Here is an 18,108-nt window from a genome sequence, read left to right on the forward strand (position 1 = left end):
GACGGGTAGGTTCGTCTCCATGGCTTTAGTGGGCCACGTGAAGGCGAGAATCACGATGCTGACGATGACGGATGCCAGCGTGGCGATGGCGATAACTTTACGCCAGGATGAGGGCGTAATCGCCTCCGGTGTGCGTGCCATGAAACTCTCCAAACAAAATATATGTTTTGTTTATCAACACGTAAGACTCTACTCTGAATAAAGACCGGATGCAAACACAATAATCATTTTGTTTATAATCTCACAACAGAGAATAAACATTCTATTTTTATCTAGCGCAAACTCCTCGGAAAGGTATAGTCTTAAGGCATGCCACGTCTGACCGAAGCCACTAAACAGGCACGTCGACGCCAAATTATCGACGCCGCCTTCACATGTTTTACCGCCAAGGGGTACACTCACACCTCCATGACGGACATCATCAAAGAATCCGGGCTCTCCTCGGGTTCCATCTACTCGCACTTCAGCGGCAAAGGCGACATTCTTTACGCCACTGTTCAACAGCGTATCGATATGATCGCCGCAGCTTACGGGGAACTCAAAGACCCCTCCCCGCGCGATATTATGCGCATGATCTTCGCCACCTCAACCGTCGAAGCGAACTTCACCTCGATGCTGCGCATCCGTCTGGAATCGTTTACCGTTCCCGAGGTGCAAGAATCCACCAACACGCTTTTTACCACTCTGCACGATATCGTTGCCCAATCGCTCATCCCCTGGGGTCAGCGGTATCTTGAGGCAGAGAATAAACGCAAACCTTCTGCCGACGAACTTCAAGCCTTCGTCAGCGACACAGCGGATGCGCTCATCCTCACTTTCCAGGGGTTTATGGTGCGCTCAACCCTGTCCCCCTCGACCGACCGTGAGCACCTTTTCCAGATTGCGCTGAGCCTGCTGCCCGAATAACCTCCCCGAGAGCACCGGTAAGAAAATACAAAAAGCTAGAGGGGCGCATCCCGTATAACATACAGGATGCGCCCCTCAACTCGCGCGCGACTCCTCCGGCGGACCGCACGCACGGTTTTATAGCTTACGGAATCTCGTAGACCTCAACGTTATCGAGGCGCGGGCGGGTATCGTAGCTACCGTTCCAGGTCACCTTAACGCCGTAACGTTCCAGCGTGGGGATCACGGTGTCAAGCATCAACGCGAGTGATAGTTCCTCATGTTTGCGGGTGACGGCCGCGCGCTGCTCATCACTGAGTTTCTTCCACGCCTCTTCATCAGAGGGGTACGCCTCAAACGAGCCGAAGCCAATGTAAGTGCTCCCGCTTTCCGCCAGATTCTCGGCATCCTGCTGGTGATAGTAGATATAGCCCTTCCATCGGTCAGAGCCCTCACGCTCATCCCAGATTTCGGCGCTGGCGCAGGTTCCGCAGCACGAAAATTTACCGCGCGCAAGCACGCCGTGCGCCTCCAAATCAGCGAAAGCCGCAGCCAAGTTGCCAGAATCACCCGTAACACCCAAACGCTCGGCGAGCGCACGGCGCTCCCTCACGACTTTCTGAGCGTATTGTTCAATATCGTGGTAGAAGTCGCCTTTGACCTGCGATTCGCCTAGAAATTCTTCGAGGCAGTCGTTGAGGTAATCCGCATATTCGCTGGCGTCCTCGCCGGTGAGGAGCAGGAGCATGATTGCATCTTCAAAGTCTTCTCGTGCTTCTTCGGGCAGTTCCCATGAGGTGGGAACGGGTGGAGTGAGTTGCCATTTAAACCATGCGTCCCGAGCTTCGGGGCTCACAGTCGTTACAGCTTTTTTATCGGTGAATGAAGTTGTCATGCCCCTAGAGTAGCACCTAGATCAGCATCGCCTTAACCCCGCCCGAATTGCTACGGTAACCTGTACCTGACGTCAAACAGTTTTTGTGCACTGCCCAACTTATTCTTGGCGAACCCGCGGCGGCTTATCCATCTAATTTTCCGGGTGAATAAGCCGCCCAGGCAGCCTGATTCAAAGGCTTATACCCAAGACTCACGGGCAAGTGCGCGGGTGAGCACGAGCGGACCGCCGGTTGCGTTGCCGTGGTAGCGGCCGAAATGCACGTAGGGGCCGCGGTAGGCGGCATCATGAATCTGCGCGGAATACTGGCCGTTAATCACAAAGTAGAAGTACTTGCCCTTCACCACAATTTTGCCTTCGATGCTCTCGTTGGGCTTGATAGGCTTTTTCAAACTCATGGTGTGCAGAACCTTACCTTCGCGAGACGCACCCGGCCCGCCGTCAAGACGAATCAGCTGTGCAAGATCGCCCGTCCGGTATTTGCCGTGCTCGTCCCGAACCTTCGCGCCGGGGCGAAGAGCGAGCACATAGCAGCCGTCCTCGGATGCACCCCGGAACTTCCCGGCGATACCGAGCGGACCGTCGTGGCTGCGACCGAACGCCATGTACCCGTAATTCCAGGTGGTTGTGGGCAGTTTCTTATCCCAGTGCATAGCGAATTCGAGGGTGTACTGTTCCCTGTCAGTGGCAGCAGCGAGCGGCCCCAGCAGCAAGGATTCGTCGTAATTCTGCCGGTGCACGATTGCCCCGCGGGTGAAGTCGGGATAATCCTGGGCGTTGGTGATGCTAGAGGGCAGCATACCGTGCTCCCGACGGCCGCTCTCAACGTTGATCGTGGCCTGTTTTTTCCATCCGCACACCCATGACGGGTCGGGACTCATAAACCCGCGCACGCCCAGGCTCTTGTAGTGTTCGTAGGTGCTTCGGCGGTGCACCTCCCAAACAATCACGGGCTTGCCGAAGCCGACAATGGCACGCACCTTATCATCCGCCATGGAACCGTACCCGGGACCGCGCACGGATTCAAAGTAGGGCACGCCGAGCGCATCCACGTTGTTGGATCCCGCCAGCTGACGGATTCCTTCAAGGCTGTCGTTGGCGTCGAAGTAGCACCAGGTCTGGCAGCCCGCGGCTTTCGCTTGGGCCAGATACTTTGAGTTGGGGTTGAAACCGCCGTGACCGTCGCGGTACATCTTGATCACTACACGATGCGCCAGCCCGCGTTCTTTGATAGCTTTCAACAGATGACCCTGTGCGCGCCAGTCTTTCGCTTCGATGAAGAGGGGAAGGCGCTTGCCGGTGGGGGCGTTGTTGATCGCATCCACGGCCTCTTCAAATGTGGGAATCTGCTCCAGCGGTGTACCTTCACCGAGAGTCTTGCGCATATTGACGTAAACGCCACGCAGTTTTTGCAGGGTAAGATCACGTACTTTGCGATTAAGTCCGGTAACGCGCATCAGCGATTCATCATGAATGCAAACGGGAATATTATCAGCCGTGGTTCGCAAAGAAATTTCGATAGCATCGGCATTTCTTGCAGTTTGAGTATATGCGTATGCGGTGTGTTCGGGATTAATATCGCCCGAACCACGATGTGCTACAAAGAATTCTTTTTGTCTAAGAAAGGTCCAGGCCGCATGTTCCGGGTCAAATTCAATATCTTCATCGAGGATAGGCTGCTGTTCATCATTGACAGGCTGTTCCTTCTCGCCGGGAAGACTTCCTTGAATTCTCGCCTCTGCTGCGGATGCGCCCACCACGGGCATCATAGCGGCGGCAGCGCCAAGCGTGGTGGCGCCAAGAACGGTACGTCGGTTGAGTTTCTGCGAAGAAAGGCTCATGGGTATGAACTCCCAAATACTATATGTTGCTGAGTGAATGAATAGGCGGATGCGTTAAAAAACATTTTCTTGACGCGTCACATAAATAGCATAACTATTTTTTACCTGTAAATCACTTTTGCTTGAGCGAGAAAATTTATCTTTGTCAAATATTTTCCCACGCCTATTTCTTCGAGACAATATCTTTTGCCCGTTAAAAAGTTTTTGTTAAAAAAATATGGTTCCACCGAAAATCGGTGAAACCATATGAGAAAACCTCTTTCGTGAGGTCTGCTCGTCGGCAGCTGCGGCACAAGACCTTACGTAAAGCGAGGCTGCGTAAAGCCGGAGCATCGTGCCAGACAGAGCGAGAAAACCAGCGCCTTCTGCCCTGTCGAAGCATCACAAGGCTCTACGCGTCTTCTACTTCTTGGTCGCTTCCGCCACGTGATCGCCCGCGTTGACGGTGCGGCGCTCTTCGGAGTCCTTCACAATATTGAATTTGGGGGTGTTGGTCACCATCACCATCGTCTCCTTGGAGGGAATACGATCCTTAATGGCCTCCCAATCAACCTCAATAATGGGGGCGCCCGCCTCAACCTTATCGCCCACCTTAGCGTGCGAGGTAAAGCCTTCGCCATTGAGATCTACAGTATCGATACCGATATGCACCAGCACCTCGCCGCCGTTATCGGTGCGCAGCATAAAGGCATGCATGGTGTCTTGAATCAAGGCGATCGTACCTGCCGCAGGGGCAACGATCATATTCGATGTAGGGTTAACGGCGTAGCCATCCCCCATGACACCCTGCGAAAATACGGGGTCAGAAACTTCAGACAGCGGAAGGTACTCTCCCGTCACCGGTGCCACATAAATATCAGCGGTTGCGGTCGATTCCGTCGGTGCCGCTGCTTTTTTCTTCCCGAAACCAAACATAAGATCTCCTTTGATGTAGTAAACACCCGAAAGATGTCGTTTGTGTAACGACACAGGCAAATACATGTATTTTCCCTTTAGAATACCGTACTCGTCAGGTTTTTGTTACTGTGTCCACCACAGGTCGAGGGATTTTGAAAAAATATTCCCAGCCTGCATAATATGCCGAATTTCCAGAGTATATTTCATGATGCAGTCGCTCAATCAGGCGGCAGACACAGCACTAGAGCTCTGGAGGATTTCGCCGATCGCTCAGTATTTTTGTAAGCCCTCCCTGCATAGGGTAAACACGAGTACACTTAGAGCATATTGAAGGCTTGAACCCTAACAACGAGAAAGTGTTCCCGCATGAGTGAGCAAACCGAAGAACTAGCCGGCACCATCCTTGAGGTTTTCATTCCGGGTCCGGGCGAGAATCCTGAGGACCCTAACGATATGGAACGAACCCTCTTTTTGGGCGCTGCGCAGGAAGCACTCGATTCGGGGGTAGATATTGAGGTTTACTCAACCGATAGTTACCCTTCAGCATTTGAGGAATGCGAGCCCGTCGCCGAGCAGATTGCGATGAGCGGTGCCGACGTTCTACCGATTATGCTCGTCAATGGCGAGGTCAAGGTCTCGTTTATGTACCCGACCGCCGAGCAGATTACGCGCTTCTCGAAAGCCCACAAGGTCAAAAAGCCGAAGGCGAATGCGGCTGCGGCGGCATGCGGCCCGAGCGGTTCCTCAGGCTTCACTCCCATTCCCGATTTGGCACCCGGTGCTCTGCGCGAACCCGCCGGTTTCGCGGCGACCCTCGCCGGTAAAAAGCCCCAGGTGGTAGGTGGTCCCGATATTGGTAACCGCGTGAACCTCATGGGCGGCGACACCGGCGATGGCATTCCCTCTGAGGGTTCAGTCGCCACCAAATCCGGCGGATGCGGATGCGGTGGCTGCGGATGCGGCGGCTAAAGCGCGCATCCCCGCACGAGTAGTTCCCGCCCTGAATATGTTTAGATGCGAGTGCCCCGGACTCCTTGATAAAGAGTCTGGGGCACTCTCATATGTTTTCACAACTGGCTACCGGCTACATTAGAGGATCCGGCGGGTTCTGAGGCTGTGCATGCTGAGGCTGTGCGGTTTGCGCTTGTACTCCCTGAGTCCAAACCGTTTTATTCTTTCGGCGGCGGGAATATTCTTGATTCGCCATGACGATAAAGACGATGCAGAGGGCTACGTCTATGAAATATAGAACCCAGTAGAGGTACGCCAAGCCATTGGCGTACTGGAAGAATTCATCCATATGGGTGATCACATCAATTAGCGTTGGTATTTCTAGAGCTTGACGGATCAGACCAATAATATTGATGCCCAAAATAAATCCCAGCGCTTTAGACCTGAGGTAGAAGATACCGGCGAGTATCTGAAGGCCATAATATGCCAGAAATGCACACATCAATGGAATGTGCAGAAAATCTTCTGCATCCCAATACTCGAATCCATACTTAGCCATAAACTCCACATAGTTATATAGACCCCACACGGAAATCCCCAGGCTCACCAGCATGAACGCGATACGTACCCCGTACAGCCAACGGAATGGAAATTTGGGGTCTGCCGTCGTCACGGCTATGGACGCTTCCGTTTGGTTCGCGGCTCCCGGGTGCGCATACTGCCCCGGTACCGTCGAAGCCTGATCGTCGGAAGACTGCGACGCCGCCCAGGGTTTTACCGCATCCTGTGGATTCTGTCCGGCAGAGTTTTTTCTCGATGATTGCTCGCTCATAAGTTCAAAACTATCACGCATATCGTTCACATCCCGCTATTTTTCTGCCTCTTCGTCACTGAGACTGTTGTTTGAACTTTCCTTACTATCGAGGTCTGCGATATTTAGGGGTCGGGCGGCAGGTTTAGTTTTTGCCGTCCCTGAACCCATCATTTTCACGAAAACAATGCTCACCCCAAGGTCAAAAAGAACCATAAGACACCCAAAGGGGTTATCGTATGCAACGGTAACCATGGTCATCGCGAAAGAGAATACAAGACCATAGTTATTCACCTTTTCAACCCAGGGGTAATCTTTGTGCCGTATAAATTTTGCGCAGGCGCGGGTCTGTACAGCCGTAATATATACTGCATAAGGAATCATCAGAAACCCAAGAATTGCTATATGGGATAATGGCCGTTCAACCGATAACAGATTTACAGAAGTTTCTTCGCGATATGAAGTTGAATACCGCGCCATAGAGTTTATCCACGAATAAGCTATAACTACTATCGGAATATACGCCAGAGCTATACGAAGAACATAGAATATCTTGAGATTCTCAAGCCCTAGGGGTTTTGCCGCAGAGACTTCCACTGAATCGTGCGCCTTCTCCGGCGATTTTACGGGACTTCCTGAACTTGTGGGATTTTCCGGCTTTTCGGCATCTTTTTCCGGCTCTCCACTAGGGCGGATAACAAGTTCCTCATCCCCCAGCTGACCGTAAAGTGCTGTATACGCAGGAAGTTCATGACCTGCCGAGGCGCTATTGGCTACATCCGACCAAGGAACCTTGCGGCTGCTTTGAGCTGCAGGCGCATCGCGAGCAGAACTATGGGGTGAAAAGTCATGGTCAGTACTCATATTTTCACCCTAGGATTACACCCTGGATATTCTATGAAAACCCCCTGAACATTCTCAATGAATATATTCCTTACACATTTTCTAATGCTAAAAGGCTCTTTACGTCAATAAAGCATCGGAAAACCTACTCCATTGACATAAGCAGATACGGCGGCTAAAGCGCGCATTCCCGCACGAATAGTTCCCGTCCCCCATGTTTATATGAGAGTGCCCCGGACTCCTTGAAGGAGTCCGGGGCACTCATGTATTTCACAACCTACGGAGTATAGAGACTACATTAAGGGCGGCTCCGGCGGATTCTGAGTCTGTGCTGTCGGTGCCTGTGCTGGCGCTTCAGGGTTGTGCGGCATGACGGTCGGCGGTACAGAAGTATATGGAGCCGCCGCGTAAACAGGCTGAGCTTGAGCCGTCTTCATTTTCTGGCGGCGAGAATATTCGCGAATTGTAATGACAATAAAGAATATGCACAGGGCTACGTCAATAATGTACAGTCCCCAGTCTAAGTACGTTGAAGCTTCGGCATATTCAAAGAAAATATCTAAGCGCAGAAGATTCTCAATAAGTTTAGGTAGCGAGGGCAACTGGACGATTAAACCGAGGATATTCACGCCCAGAATATAGCCAAGCCCTTTGGACCGCAGGTATAGTACTGCCGCGATAATCTGCATGATTTCGTAGACCGGATATCCAATAACCTGCGCCACTTCGATAAAATTTTTGAAAGCAAACCACATATAATCATCAAGCATTATGGTAATAAGGATGTAGAAACTCCGTACACTAAACCATAAACTCGCCGCCATGATTATGATGCGCACCCCATACAGCCAACGGAACGGGAATTTAGGGTATGCCGTCGTCACGGCTATGGACGCCTCCGTTTGGTTCGCAGCTCCCGGGTACGTATACTGTCTCGGTACCGTCGAAGCCTGATCGTCGGAAGGCTGCGACGCCGTCCCAGGTTTTACCGCATCCTGTGGATTCTGTTCGACAAAGTTTTCTCTCGATGATTGCTCACTCATAAATTTAAAACTACCATGTACACCGTTCACGACGGCGACTATTTTCGCCGGATTCGCCCGGCAGACCTCTCACACACATACTAAAAAGGCTCTTTATTCCAATAAAGCGGTGGAAAACCCGCTTTATTGGAATAAAGAGCCTTCTGATGCCGGGGCAAACCGGCTAAGCATTACCTACTTGTTCAGCGAGGTGCCTGCCGAGCCGAGCTGCTGGCAAGCCTCAACCACGCGAGCTGCCATGCCCTCTTCAGCCTTAGCGCCCCACACGCGGGGGTCGTATGCCTTCTTGTTGCCGACCTCGCCGTCAACCTTGAGCACGCCGTCATAGTTGGTGAACATGTGACCGGCGACCGGGCGAGTGAAAGCGTACTGGGTATCGGTATCAATGTTCATCTTGATCACGCCGTAGGAAACCGCATCCGCAATCTCCTGAGCGGTCGAACCGGAACCACCGTGGAACACGAGCGAGAACGGCTTCTCCTTACCGTACTTAGCGCCGATCTCGTCCTGAATCTGCTTGAGCAGTTCGGGTCGCAGGTGCACGTTACCGGGTTTGTACACGCCGTGCACGTTACCGAAGGTCAGCGCCGCAATGTAGCGCCCCTTCTCGCCCAGACCCAGAGCCTCAACGGTCTTCACCGCGTCATCAACGGTGGTGTACAGGGTGTCATCAATAGCGCCTTCAACGCCGTCTTCCTCGCCACCGACGGCACCGATCTCAACCTCAAGCACGATCTTTGCCTTGTTGGTGCGCTCCAGAAGCTCAGCCGCAATTTTGAGGTTCTCGTCAAGATCGATAGCGGAACCATCCCACATATGGGAGTTAAAGATGGGGTCTTCGCCGCGCGCCACAGCCTTTTCAGACTCGGCGAGCAGGGGAAGAACAAAGCCATCCAGCTTGTCCTTGGGGCAGTGGTCAGTGTGCAGTGCGATGTTCACGTCGTACTGTTTGGCGATCTCACGAGCGTATGCCGCGAATGCCAGGGAACCAGCGACCATATCTTTCTTCGATGCTCCCGACCAGTACGCTGCGCCACCAGTGGATGCCTGAACAATACCGTCAGAACCAGCCTCAGCGAAACCGCGAAGAGCGGCGTTGAGGGTCTGCGAGGAGGTGACGTTTACTGCCGGGTAGGCGAAGCCTTTTGCTTTCGCGTTCTCCAGCATCTCTGCGTAGACTTCGGGGGTTGCAATAGCCATGCTGACTCCTTGACTAGGGTGCGGGAAAACGTAAATTCCCGTGGTTTTGTCGGCGTGTCTGAACGCCATCTACAGAGACTATTTTACCAAGGGGGTTAGGGTTTTCTGTAGACTGAAAGCGCCGGTTTTTCGGCTTATTTCGGGCTTTGATGAGGCATTTTAGTCCGTAGTTGAGAGTCATTGTCATCATAATGAGGGGGACGCCGAATGGGTGAAAATAACCCTAAGAACGCACGGCTGGCACGCCTGCAAGAACGCCGCGCGGCGATTCAAGCCCGCATGGACGCGCACGTCATCGGCGGCGGACCCGTCGCCAAATCCCTCGCCCTCATTGAACGGATGCGCGCCGAAGGTGCCACCGATCTTGAGATCGACACCACCCTCGCCAAGAAGAAGCTCCCCTCCGTCATCGAGGTGGGGCGCAAATCCGCGCTTCACGTACCCGGCTGGTGGCTGCTGACCCGCCGCAAGAAGCGCCTCGACCGAAAGATTCACGCACTAGGCGGCAGCTAAACCCACGACAAGCGAGCGCCGTCTCCTCGCATCCTGTACACCCTGCCTGTATACATACACGCATTTTTTCTGTGAGCCAGGGATAATTTTATGTTCCCTGCTATAGCAGGGAACAAACTGTATTTATTAAATTCCAATAACAATTTTCGGAATATTCCCGGCATCACAGCAGTACGTACATTATGCATTGACACGCATATTATCGGGGTGTGCTCCCCGTAACATTCTTATACTTGGTCTGCTATAGTCTTAAAAAACTCCATGCGGTTTCCGGGATTTACTATATATCCGCATGGAACAATACCGTATTGTGGCGCCTGAGAAGGTACACCATCGTTCCCGCTGGGCGCTGCAGGTCATAAGGAAAAATATGAGTCTCGATTCACCTAAAAAACCTATGACGCGACCAGACCACGAAGACGCCTTCGCTCATGAGCAGGAAGGTCTGCACAAGGGGCTAGGCGCTCGACAACTTCAAATGATTGCGATCGGTTCCGCTATCGGTACCGGTCTATTCTTGGGGACAGGCGGGCGCCTCGAAAAGGCCGGTCCTATGCTTGCGATCATTTTCGCCGTCTGCGGGTTCTTCGGCTATCTGATCCTGCGCGCACTGGGCGAGCTGATCCTGCACCGCCCCTCCTCTGGTTCGTTCGTCTCATACACCCGCGAATTCTACGGCGAAAAGGCGGCGTTCGTCTCCGGCTGGCTGTACTGGCTCAACTGGGCCATGACAGCGGTGGCGGATGCGACCGCAATTGCTATCTACATCTCCTGGTTTGGGCGATATAACCAATTCTTTGCCGACCTACCACAATGGCTCACCGCCTTCATCGTGGTGATTGTGACCGTGTCCCTGAACCTAGTCTCGGTTAAGCTCTTCGGCGAGCTGGAGTTCTGGTTTGCACTCATCAAGATTCTGGCACTGCTGACCTTCATGGCGGTTGGTATTTGGTACCTCATCTTCGGACAGCCCATCAACGGCGTGCAGCCCGGTATTCCGCTGATTATGTCACATGACGGGCTCTTCCCGCAGGGTGTTCTTCCGGCGTTAATTGTTGTGCAGGGCGTTGTGTTCGCATACGCCGGTATCGAACTGGTGGGCACCACCTCCGGCGAAACAAAGGACGTCAAGAAGATTATTCCGCGCGCTATCAACGCTGTGGTGTGGCGCATTGCCATCTTCTACGTGGGCGCCGTAGTGCTGCTGTGCCTGCTCATGCCGTACACCGTCTACAGCGATGACGAGTCGCCCTTCGTAACCTTCTTCGACAATATTGGCGTGACCGCAAGTGCCCCAATCATGCAGCTGGTCGTGATTACCGCCGCCGCATCGTCGCTGAACGCAGGCCTGTATTCGACTGGTCGTATTCTGCATTCGATGGGTGTTGCCGGGTCTGCGCCGAAGTTCGCAACTAAGGTTTCTAAGTCCGGCGTTCCGGTGGCGGGTATTCTGCTGACCGGCGTGGTGGGGCTTTTCGGTGTAGTCCTGAATTTCATTGTTCCCGAACAGGCGTTTGAGGTCGTCCTTAATATTGCGGCCTTCGGTACGATGGCGTCCTGGGTTGCTATTTCGCTCTCGCACCAGAAGTTCCTCAAGCTGGCCAAGGAAGGAAAGTACACACGTCCCGAGTACCGTGCTCCCGGCGGGCGCTTTGCCGACTGGTCGGTTCTGGCTTTCATGGCTATTGTTATTGTGCTGATGGCACTCGACTACCCCGTGGGCACATGGACTCTTATCTCGCTTCTTTTCGTGATTCCGCTGCTCATTGTTGGTTGGTTTGTGGTGCGTGATCGCGTGAATGAGATTGCGCGTGTTCGTGAGGGCTTCACGGGCGCTGTTCCGGTGATTGCGGCTCCTCCGATGGCGCGTAAGCTCTCGAATGAGGGCGTGTACAAGAATTACTTCACGGAACTTGCCGAACACGACGATGATTCGGATGAGGATCGGAAGTAGCTTTTTACACACATTATTTTCCGGATATTGCACACACTACGCTGACATAATGTCATGCATATTGTCAGCGTATTCCGGGGAATATTATATACATCACAGTAATAATCTATACATTTGACCGCTGATATACTGGTTCAGTATTTCATGTCAGCCTCTCACGACTAAGGAGATTTATCGTGACCGACCACAGGGTTGAATTTGTTGATGTTGCATCCATGGCACAGTGGATTCAGCGTGACGGCGTTGGGAATATTATTGCCGGTATGGTGAATTTCTTGGAAGAAGATTTCAAGAAATGGCAGAGCTTCGATAAGATTCCGCGCGTGGCATCCCACACCCCCTTCGGCGTGATTGAGTTAATGCCGACCTCAGATAACATCACCTATTCCTTCAAGTACGTGAACGGGCACCCCTCAAACCCTGCACGTGGATACCAGACCGTAACCGCGTTCGGTCTGCTGGCTGATGTGGATAACGGATACCCCGTCTTCCTCGCGGAGATGACCCTGCTGACCGCCCTTCGTACCGCCGCTGTTTCTGCCATGGTGGCTAAACATCTAGCACGCAAGGATTCGCGGAAGATAGCAATGATCGGCGCCGGTTCACAGTCCGAGTTCCAGGCCCTTGGGATGCGCGCCGTCCTCGGCATCGAAGACCTTGTGGTGTACGATGTTGATCCTGCCGCTATCGAGAAGTTCCGCCGTAATCTGGAGCCGCTGGGGTTCAGGATTCATGCCGCATCCAGCGTGGACGAGGCCGTTGCAGATGCCGATATTATTACCACCTGCACCGCCGATAAGCAGCAGGCAAAGGTGCTTCTAAATTCGCAGGTGAAGCCCGGCGTGCATCTGAATGCTATTGGAGGCGACTGCCCCGGCAAGACCGAGCTGGAGAGCGAGATTTTGGATCGTTCGACCGTGTTCGTGGAGTTCCCGCCGCAGACCCGCATCGAGGGTGAAATTCAGCAGAAGGATCCGGACTTCCCCGTGGTGGAGTTCTGGAAGGTGCTGACTGGCGAGGAACCCGGGCGCGTCTCGGATGAGCAGATTACTCTCTTCGATTCGGTGGGCTTTGCGATCGCTGATTTCTCGGCGCTGCGCTATGCACGCGAGGCAACCCGGGGAACCGATCTGCAGCAGTTCATTGACCTGGTGGCGAACCCGGACGATCCGAAGGATCTTTTCTCGCTCGTGAACGTGAACGTTCCGGTGGGCTAGGGGTTCACTCCCCTACACAACACCGCGAGCAGGTGGTTTTTGGTTCGAGCAGGTAGGATTTTCCTACCTTTTCGGCAAAATCCTACCTGCTCGCGGTGTATTTGCTTTAAGGTTTCTGTCCGAAAACGTGGCGGCGCACCCAGGCGTGCATCGCGATCCCGGCGGCGGTTGCCGCGTTCATCGACCGGGTTGAACCGAATTGTTCGATCGAGAGCGTATCGCGTGCGGCGGCGTGAATTTCCTCCGACAACCCTGGGCCTTCCTGCCCAAAAACCAGCACACAGTTCTTCGGCAGATCGTAGGTTTCAAGCGGCACCGAATCCGGAAAAATATCGATACCGATAATGTCCAGCCCTTCGCCCTGCGCCCACGCCACAAAGTCCTCAATCGTGGGGTGATGCCGCACATGCTGATACCGGTCGGTCACCATCGCACCGCGTCGGTTCCAGCGTTTCTTACCAATAATGTGCACTTCCTTCGCCAAAAAGGCGTTTGCGGTGCGCACCACGGTACCGATATTCAGATCGTGCTGCCAGTTCTCGATCGCGACGTGAAAATCATGGCGGCGCGTGTCAAGGTCGGCGATAATCGCCTCCATGCTCCAGTAACGGTACTTATCCACCACATTGCGGCGGTCGCCCTCGCGCAGAAGCTGTTCATCCCAATGCTCACCCTCAGGCCACTCACCCTCCCAGGGGCCGACGCCAACCTCAAACCGGGGAGTTCCGAAAGCCTCGCTTTCGGGGTACTCCTGCGGTGTATTCTGCGGCTCTGCAGACTCGTTCACACGGGAATCCTGCCCGGAATCTGAGGGGTCAAGGGGGGTCTGATGGCTTGGGGAACTCATGGTTTCTTTCTGATGGCGCGTACATATAGTGCCGGATGCGCGGCGAATGAATCTGGGCGGCGGGCGGTGCGGCGATGCCCGCACGCCACTGGTTGCCAGCACGCACGGGCATCTACAAAGCCCCTAGTCGAGCCCTAAATCATCCTTGGAGTAGGCGTAGAAGCAGGGAACCCCGGCAACCTCCTCGATATGTTCTTTCGCCCCGGTTGCACGATCTACGATGACGGCGACGGCGACGACCTCGGCGCCCGCTGTGCGCAGTGCATCCACGGCGGTTAACGCGGACCCGCCGGTGGTGGAAGTATCTTCGACAGCAACCACGCGGCGACCCTCAACGCTGGGCCCCTCAACCTGGCGACCCATGCCGTAGGACTTTTGCGCCTTACGCACCACAAACGAATCGATAGCGCGGTCCTGATCGCCCGCCGCGCGCATAATTGCGGAACCAACCGGGTCGGCGCCCATCGTCAGACCCCCGGAGGCCTCAAATTCGATGCCGTTACGATCGAGCAGATCGAGCATCACCTGACCGACCAAACGCGACGCTTCGTGATGCAGGGTGATACGGCGCAAGTCGACGTAGTAGTCGGCTTCTTTCCCGGAGGCAAGAGTCACTTTACCGCGCACCACGGCAAGCTCGGAGATGAGCTGGCGCAAACGTTCGCGGGCTTCTTCGATGGGCAGGGTTTCGGAAAGTTTAGTCATATTTCAAGTTTAGCGGGTTACCCCGGGCACGGGCTGGCGGTGGGTGTCCAGGGCTATGCCTTAGGTGCCTTAGGGGTGCGTCCCGGCTCTCTGCCGCGTAAAAAAGGCTCTTTATTCACATAAAGAGCCTTTTTAGCACCTACTGCCCCTAAATATGCAGGTTAGTTCTGGTGCGGCGCCTGGGGCTGAACGGGCTGCGCCTGTACGACTGTGGGCTGAGCCATCGGATTCTGTGCCAGACGGTACGCCTTGGAGTCACGCATAAACCTGTTGGTCCCGGGCAGCCACAAGAAAACAATCAGGGCAACGTTAGCAATAAACAACACCACGTAGATCACAATGAGCGTGGAAAGGGAAGACGTAAAACCGGGCGCGAGCGATGACCTTTCTTCATTCATGCCGCTCAAAGCCGCCGATGTGATAAACGTGTGCAAAACAATACCGGCAAGAGCCAAAATAGCGATAACGGTCATGACGATACGCGACCAGTTGTATCCTCGGTAGATGAAAACACCGAACAGGACGTACAGAATAATGCTGAGGAACAGCGGAAGAGAAATAAAGGACACAAACGATTCTAGAGTACTGTAGTTTCTGAGTGACTGCCCGCCATTCATCGCAGCCACAGTCTGCAGAGAGCTCATGGCAGACCTCATGGTACCGAACTCAACGAGGCGTAAGAGCGCGCACGCCAGACTGACTATAAAAGCGGTCATAGCCAACGCCGTAATTTTGGGTCGAATGGCTGGTATTGAAGCTGCAGAGGCGTAAACTGTCGGTGCGGGCTGCATCATAGGCTGCTGAGAAGAAGTTTGCTGAACAGACGGGGAATTCTGCGGTTTTTCTTGACCGGACGTAATGTTTTCACTCATCGGTAATGCTCCTTCAAATATTGTGTGCGGAAAGATGGCTTTGTGAAACCACCTCTAGAGCATAGCCGAAATTATGTGAAATAGGGGTATTCTGCGATGGTTCGTCGGATTTCAGACTGCACCGAACATGCCGCATCAAAAGAGCCTTGATAGTGAATAAAGCGTTAAAAACTGCTTGATATAAATAAAGAGCCTTTTTACAAGGCGGGCGGGGACGCGAGTGCGCGAATGGCGGCGGCGACCGCATCCGGATGCGGGTCCACCGTCAGATCTGCGAGCGGCAGCAAGGATTCATGCGAGCCCACCGCAACCGCATACTGAGCACTCTCAAGCAGCCCTACATCGTTCATGTCGTTCCCAAACGCGATATAGGGGTCGGGTTTTTCGCCCGGACGCGCGCCAAGCGCCTGCGGAAGAGCCGAAACTTTATGCACTCCCCCGGGTGCCAAGTCAATACTCGTGGTGGCATCCTGGTGCTTAGTCACATGCAGGTTTAGGCTCGCAATAGTCTCTTCAAGCTCGGCGTAAAGATGCGGATTATTGATGTCAAGCAGAATTATTTTGACAGGATTCTCCAGGTCTTTCAAAGAAACTAGGCGGTCGGTTCCCTCGGGGTTTAGCCGCTCCACGAGCACATGCGCATCGGGCAAATCAAAGGCGTAAGAGTCCAGGGAATCCGCAATATAGTGCAGTCCATGACGTTCGATAAGGTCCCGAATTTTCGCATAACTATGCGCATCCAGGTGTTCCCGCGCCCGCAGCTGCCCGTCCCGATACAGCAGCGAACCGTTCGCGCCGATCAGCGCCAGCCCGCTATGCGTGCGCACATCCTCAGAGAGCATGGGCAGAATATCGCGCACCGGTCGGGCGGAGGCAAAAACTATGCGGTGTCCCGCCCGCAGCAGCGCATAGATTTCGCGCTCAATGGCGGGCTCAATCACCATGCCGTTAAAGCTGGTGGTGCCGTCAATATCGAAGACAAAATTCATAATATTCCTGGGCTTTCCCGGTCGGTCGCGGCGACGCTCTGCTTACTCACACCCTTTTCAACGATGCGCCCCACACTCGGCGGAAGCGCCGCACGCAGTTTCGTCAGCATTTCTTCGTACTCGGCGTTCGGGTCTGAATCGGCGACAATCGCGCCGCCAGCGGCAAGGGTTATAAGCCCGTTATCGTGCGCAACCAAGGTGCGTATGACAATAGAGAGATTGGCACCGCCATCCGCCGAGAAGAATCCGAGAGCACCCGAGTATACGCCGCGGGGGCGCGCCTCTAGATCCTCAATAATATTCATTGTTGAGGGCTTGGGTGCGCCGGTCATAGATCCGCCAGGGAAGCACGCCGCACTGGCATGCACCGCGGAAATTTCGGGTTTAAGACGCGCAGTGACGGTAGAAACAAGCTGATGCACCGTTGCATAACTTTCCACGCTCATGAGTACAGGAACCTGCACGCTCGCGGGGTCACTCACCGTCGAGAGGTCGTTGCGCAAAAGATCGACGATCATCAGGTTCTCGGCACAGGTTTTCGCATCGTGCCGCAGCCAGTGAGCCGCGGCGGCGTCATCCTGAGGATTCGCACCGCGCGGGCACGTCCCTTTAATCGGCTTCGTTTCGGCGTTTCCGTGCGTATCAACCATCAGAAAACGCTCAGGAGACGAAGAAAGCACAGAGAAATCGCCGCACCGCAAATAGGCGGCATAGGGTGCGGGATTGTGCCTGCGCTGAGTGCGGTACAGCTCAAAAAGCTGATCTGGCGTGAGAGGATGTTCTACCCGCGCGGTACTTTCGGCGCTCAGGCACACCTCATAACTATTCCCCTCGTAAATATGCCATTGTGCGCGCTCAATATCTGCGCAATAGCTTTCACAATCCGGGGCTTCAAAAAGCAGATGCTCCACATGCTGGATCAATGGTTTATCGCCACTAGGCGCGTTATTGCTCTGTGCCTCGTCGCGCAAAGAATCTTCCCGCGCCAGTTCGCGCAAACGCGGCTCGATTTCCTCAAGCCAGGGTTCATCACCAAGCAGCCACGCGCGGCGGGTTTCATGTTCATAGGTCAGGTACCGCACGGCGGGCATCCAGAGAGAATCCGGGGTTTGCGCCGTGTGCCGGGGTGTGTATCCGATGCGCCCGGGGTGCAGGGCGGCACGCGCCTCGTACCCGAAATAACCCACGTAACCACCGCGCAAGCCTTCGGGCAGCTCGGCGATATTGTCGGGTTCAGCCATGCTGGCAAGCGCAGTGTCGAGGGCATCCCAAGGTGTCGGGTTTGTTGCCTCGCGTGCGTTTTCGATGCGCAACACAGCCGCCCAGTGCGGGACGACCCCTACATACGAGACGCGAGACATGGGCGATTCTTCTCGTGCAGAATCAAGCCAATAGGCGTACCGAGCACCCGCAGCGATCACGGGGTATGCAGCCTCGGGCGTTATCTCGAAGTCGAGGGCACGCACGTGCAGCGTTGGGTATTGATCGTGCTGAAGAATCACGTTTCCTATTGTAGAGTGCTTTACCGTCGGTCTTGAGCGGCGTGGTTTTGACCCGAATACAAAGGATGCGGCACCAGCAGCCATTTCGGGGGCTGGGGTGCCGCATCTTTATATGTCGTTTTGGCTATATACACTAGTTAAAC

17 protein-coding genes are annotated in these 18,108 nt (G+C 54.2%); 5 read left to right on the top strand and 12 right to left on the bottom strand.

Going from position 1 to position 18,108, the window contains the following annotated elements:
- Nucleotides 1–309: 309 nt before the first annotated feature.
- Complete coding sequence (locus HMPREF3164_RS09230; protein ID WP_070450659.1) at nt 310–906, top strand: TetR/AcrR family transcriptional regulator; 597 nt, start codon at nt 310–312, stop codon at nt 904–906.
- A 124-nt stretch (nt 907–1,030) separates the two neighbouring features.
- Here HMPREF3164_RS09230 and HMPREF3164_RS09235 read toward each other — a convergent pair whose 3' ends face one another.
- From HMPREF3164_RS09235 to HMPREF3164_RS09245, 3 genes are all read right to left on the bottom strand, one after another.
- Complete coding sequence (locus tag HMPREF3164_RS09235; protein ID WP_070450661.1) at nt 1,031–1,780, bottom strand: DUF6891 domain-containing protein; 750 nt, start codon at nt 1,778–1,780, stop codon at nt 1,031–1,033.
- Between the two features lie 179 nt (nt 1,781–1,959).
- Complete coding sequence (locus HMPREF3164_RS09240) at nt 1,960–3,621, bottom strand: glycerophosphodiester phosphodiesterase (protein WP_070450662.1); 1,662 nt, start codon at nt 3,619–3,621, stop codon at nt 1,960–1,962.
- A 402-nt stretch (nt 3,622–4,023) separates the two neighbouring features.
- Nucleotides 4,024–4,536, bottom strand: coding sequence for a PTS sugar transporter subunit IIA (locus HMPREF3164_RS09245; protein ID WP_041321625.1), 513 nt, complete (start codon nt 4,534–4,536; stop codon nt 4,024–4,026).
- Between the two features lie 348 nt (nt 4,537–4,884).
- Between HMPREF3164_RS09245 and HMPREF3164_RS09250 the strand changes: the two genes are divergently transcribed.
- The gene (locus tag HMPREF3164_RS09250) at nt 4,885–5,487 is read left to right on the top strand and encodes an arsenic metallochaperone ArsD family protein (RefSeq protein WP_048753563.1); all 603 of its coding nucleotides are present in this window, start codon (nt 4,885–4,887) and stop codon (nt 5,485–5,487) included.
- A gap of 115 nt (nt 5,488–5,602) precedes the next feature.
- Here HMPREF3164_RS09250 and HMPREF3164_RS09255 read toward each other — a convergent pair whose 3' ends face one another.
- The 4 genes from HMPREF3164_RS09255 to fbaA form a co-directional block, all read right to left on the bottom strand.
- Nucleotides 5,603–6,322, bottom strand: a complete 720-nt coding sequence (locus HMPREF3164_RS09255) for a hypothetical protein (RefSeq protein ID WP_239664813.1) — start codon at nt 6,320–6,322, stop codon at nt 5,603–5,605.
- A 15-nt stretch (nt 6,323–6,337) separates the two neighbouring features.
- Nucleotides 6,338–7,144, bottom strand: a complete 807-nt coding sequence (locus HMPREF3164_RS09260; RefSeq protein ID WP_048755363.1) for a hypothetical protein — start codon at nt 7,142–7,144, stop codon at nt 6,338–6,340.
- Nucleotides 7,145–7,416: 272 nt separating this feature from the next.
- Nucleotides 7,417–8,166: a hypothetical protein gene (locus HMPREF3164_RS09265; RefSeq protein ID WP_048755364.1), complete on the bottom strand. Its 750-nt coding sequence runs from the start codon at nt 8,164–8,166 to the stop codon at nt 7,417–7,419.
- 174 nt (nt 8,167–8,340) lie between these two features.
- A complete protein-coding gene (gene fbaA, locus HMPREF3164_RS09270; protein ID WP_048755365.1) occupies nt 8,341–9,366 on the bottom strand; it encodes a class II fructose-bisphosphate aldolase in 1,026 nt (341 codons plus the stop codon).
- Between the two features lie 207 nt (nt 9,367–9,573).
- On the opposite strand from fbaA, the gene HMPREF3164_RS09275 reads away from it, so the two are divergent.
- From HMPREF3164_RS09275 to HMPREF3164_RS09285, 3 genes are all read left to right on the top strand, one after another.
- A complete protein-coding gene (locus HMPREF3164_RS09275) occupies nt 9,574–9,879 on the top strand; it encodes a hypothetical protein (protein ID WP_013398058.1) in 306 nt (101 codons plus the stop codon).
- Nucleotides 9,880–10,249: 370 nt separating this feature from the next.
- Nucleotides 10,250–11,833 (top strand): amino acid permease, encoded by a 1,584-nt coding sequence (locus HMPREF3164_RS09280; RefSeq protein ID WP_048755366.1) that lies wholly within the window; start codon nt 10,250–10,252, stop codon nt 11,831–11,833.
- A gap of 176 nt (nt 11,834–12,009) precedes the next feature.
- Complete coding sequence (locus HMPREF3164_RS09285) at nt 12,010–13,050, top strand: ornithine cyclodeaminase (RefSeq protein ID WP_048753558.1); 1,041 nt, start codon at nt 12,010–12,012, stop codon at nt 13,048–13,050.
- 106 nt (nt 13,051–13,156) lie between these two features.
- On the opposite strand, the gene HMPREF3164_RS09290 is transcribed toward HMPREF3164_RS09285, so the two are convergent.
- From HMPREF3164_RS09290 to HMPREF3164_RS09310, 5 genes are all read right to left on the bottom strand, one after another.
- Nucleotides 13,157–13,897, bottom strand: coding sequence for a TrmH family RNA methyltransferase (locus HMPREF3164_RS09290; RefSeq protein WP_070450664.1), 741 nt, complete (start codon nt 13,895–13,897; stop codon nt 13,157–13,159).
- Between the two features lie 123 nt (nt 13,898–14,020).
- Nucleotides 14,021–14,602, bottom strand: a complete 582-nt coding sequence (gene pyrE, locus HMPREF3164_RS09295; protein ID WP_070450667.1) for an orotate phosphoribosyltransferase — start codon at nt 14,600–14,602, stop codon at nt 14,021–14,023.
- Nucleotides 14,603–14,763: 161 nt separating this feature from the next.
- On the bottom strand, nt 14,764–15,474 hold the full coding sequence (locus HMPREF3164_RS09300) for a C4-dicarboxylate ABC transporter permease (RefSeq protein WP_070450669.1): 711 nt from the start codon (nt 15,472–15,474) through the stop codon (nt 14,764–14,766).
- A 197-nt stretch (nt 15,475–15,671) separates the two neighbouring features.
- Nucleotides 15,672–16,463 (bottom strand): HAD-IIB family hydrolase, encoded by a 792-nt coding sequence (locus HMPREF3164_RS09305; protein ID WP_070450671.1) that lies wholly within the window; start codon nt 16,461–16,463, stop codon nt 15,672–15,674.
- Nucleotides 16,460–17,965, bottom strand: coding sequence for an anthranilate synthase component I family protein (locus tag HMPREF3164_RS09310; protein WP_070450673.1), 1,506 nt, complete (start codon nt 17,963–17,965; stop codon nt 16,460–16,462). The genes HMPREF3164_RS09305 and HMPREF3164_RS09310 overlap by 4 nt, the downstream gene beginning before the upstream one ends.
- Nucleotides 17,966–18,108: the final 143 nt, after the last annotated feature.

It is taken from the genome of Rothia sp. HMSC08A08, from assembly GCF_001808385.1.
GTDB lineage: Bacteria > Actinomycetota > Actinomycetes > Actinomycetales > Micrococcaceae > Rothia > Rothia dentocariosa.